The organism is Neisseria sp. HMSC065D04 (assembly GCF_001815675.1).
In the GTDB taxonomy this organism is placed as follows: domain Bacteria; phylum Pseudomonadota; class Gammaproteobacteria; order Burkholderiales; family Neisseriaceae; genus Neisseria.
Genome location: NZ_KV821549.1, coordinates 826 through 2490, shown reverse-complemented (window position 1 = coordinate 2490; position 1665 = coordinate 826). Strand labels below are relative to the sequence as shown.

Genomic DNA, 1665 nt, shown 5'->3' with positions numbered 1-1665 from the left:
ATGACGAGTTGCAGCTGAATGCGCTGAAGGATGCAACGTTAACCAGTAGCGCAGGAAAAATCACCATTGCGGCGAAGGAGGAGATTCTGATTACCTGCAAAGGGGCGTATATCAAACTGGCGAACGGGGAGGTGGAGATTGGGAGTCCGAAGCTGGTTAGGGTGAAGGCGCCGATGGAGGTGACGGGGCCTAATAGTCGTACCTTCAATATGCCTCTACTAAATCCCAAAGATTTATTCAGTCTTGCTTTTGAATTGATTGATGAAAAAACGGGCAGAAAAATTACTAACCGTCCGTTTGTTATCATAGATGAAACAGATTCCAACAAGGTCATTATTGGGAAAACCAACAAATATGGACGAACAGGAATGAATAAACATTTGATACGCAACTCCGCAAAAGTAAGATTTTTGGAACAATTGGAAATTGCAGTGTTAAAAGAAGACTAAGAGGGCAATAAAAATGAGTGAATATATTACTTTTACCTATTTTGATAGAGACAAGAATCAGGAAATGACCATCAAGTGTGACGCTGCCGCACTCTGCAAAAGTGCGCCTTCACACAGGGGAAAATCGGCAAATGAAAAACATGTTGTACAACAAACGACGACTGTTTTTAAATTAACCGACCTACCCAACGCCCTTCGTGCGCATGGTAAAAAGCATACAAAACATGCGTGGGAGAAAGCGGCAAAAATGCAGGAAAAGTGGTTCTCAAGTCCGGCACATGTAATGAAAACGAGTGTTAAGGAGGCCAAATCCATTGATCACCCAAAACATTTGGTACTGATGGATTATTACACCTTAGACTGGCTGGAAAAAGCTAATGTGACAGGGGTTGTAACCAACGGGATTAAGCGTTTACTGTATGGTGAGTTAATCAGCAATTGGAATACGGGACCTATATGGAATAAGGAGGCTGCACACTGCATTTACAATAAGACTGCCAAATATGGAAGAAAGGGGAAAAAAGATGAGGGTTTGTATTCAATCAGCCCAAGATCAGGAAACCCTGATAAACAAGCTGCATATAATGCACTTAGAAAATCTTATGGTGATACTAAAAATTACTTAATGAAAAAACAAGACATGCAGGAATTTCATAGTTATTTTTCATTCCAAACTATAAGTTTATTTGACACTCTGGATAAAGTAGCTTTGTCTGCTCGTAACAGTGTATTGAAAGACGAGTTTTTCGCCACTGTTGCAGGCTGTACTTTGGCAGCTGCCATCGGAAAATACCGCATGCCTGGAAATAAATTAATTGTAGAAAGCGTTTATCTCTATATCCGAGATACATTTGATTTTCTTAACGATAATGGCGGAGATCAATACCTAGGGCATTGGAATCATACAGGATTTGATGTGTTTTATAGCCATCAGCTTTCAGATAAGAAAAATAAGATTATAGATGAAAAACATGAGGCTCGGAGGGTAGCCTCAGCCTATATAGCAGCGCCCCCTTCTCTTTTCGATTCCAAGCCGGAAGACCGTTTCTACCCAGTTAGGAACAGCCATTTCAACAAATGGCGAGATTTAAACAGACTAGGAGGGGATCTGCTGATATTTTCATCTTTGAAAGAATATCGTTGTGACCCTCCAATTGAGGTAGTTTTGAAATAATAGGCAACGTTTATGAAAAAGAAAAAAATAGTGAAATGGTTT

Annotated in this window: 2 protein-coding genes; both read left to right on the top strand. The window is 40.2% G+C overall.

Annotation, left to right across the window (positions count from 1 at the left end; translation table 11 throughout):
* Positions 1-449 (top strand): DUF2345 domain-containing protein (locus HMPREF3050_RS15045; RefSeq protein WP_246830269.1); only part of this gene is annotated, 449 nt, incomplete at its 5' end.
* 13 nt (positions 450-462) lie between these two features.
* Positions 463-1623, top strand: coding sequence for a DUF6402 family protein (locus tag HMPREF3050_RS11420; protein WP_070774870.1), 1161 nt, complete (start codon positions 463-465; stop codon positions 1621-1623).
* Positions 1624-1665 lie beyond the last annotated feature (42 nt).

Coding starts and splice junctions, on each gene's coding strand:
- HMPREF3050_RS11420 (WP_070774870.1), top strand. CDS start 463: ATGAGTGAATATATTACTTTTACCTATTTTGATAGAGACAAGAATCAG.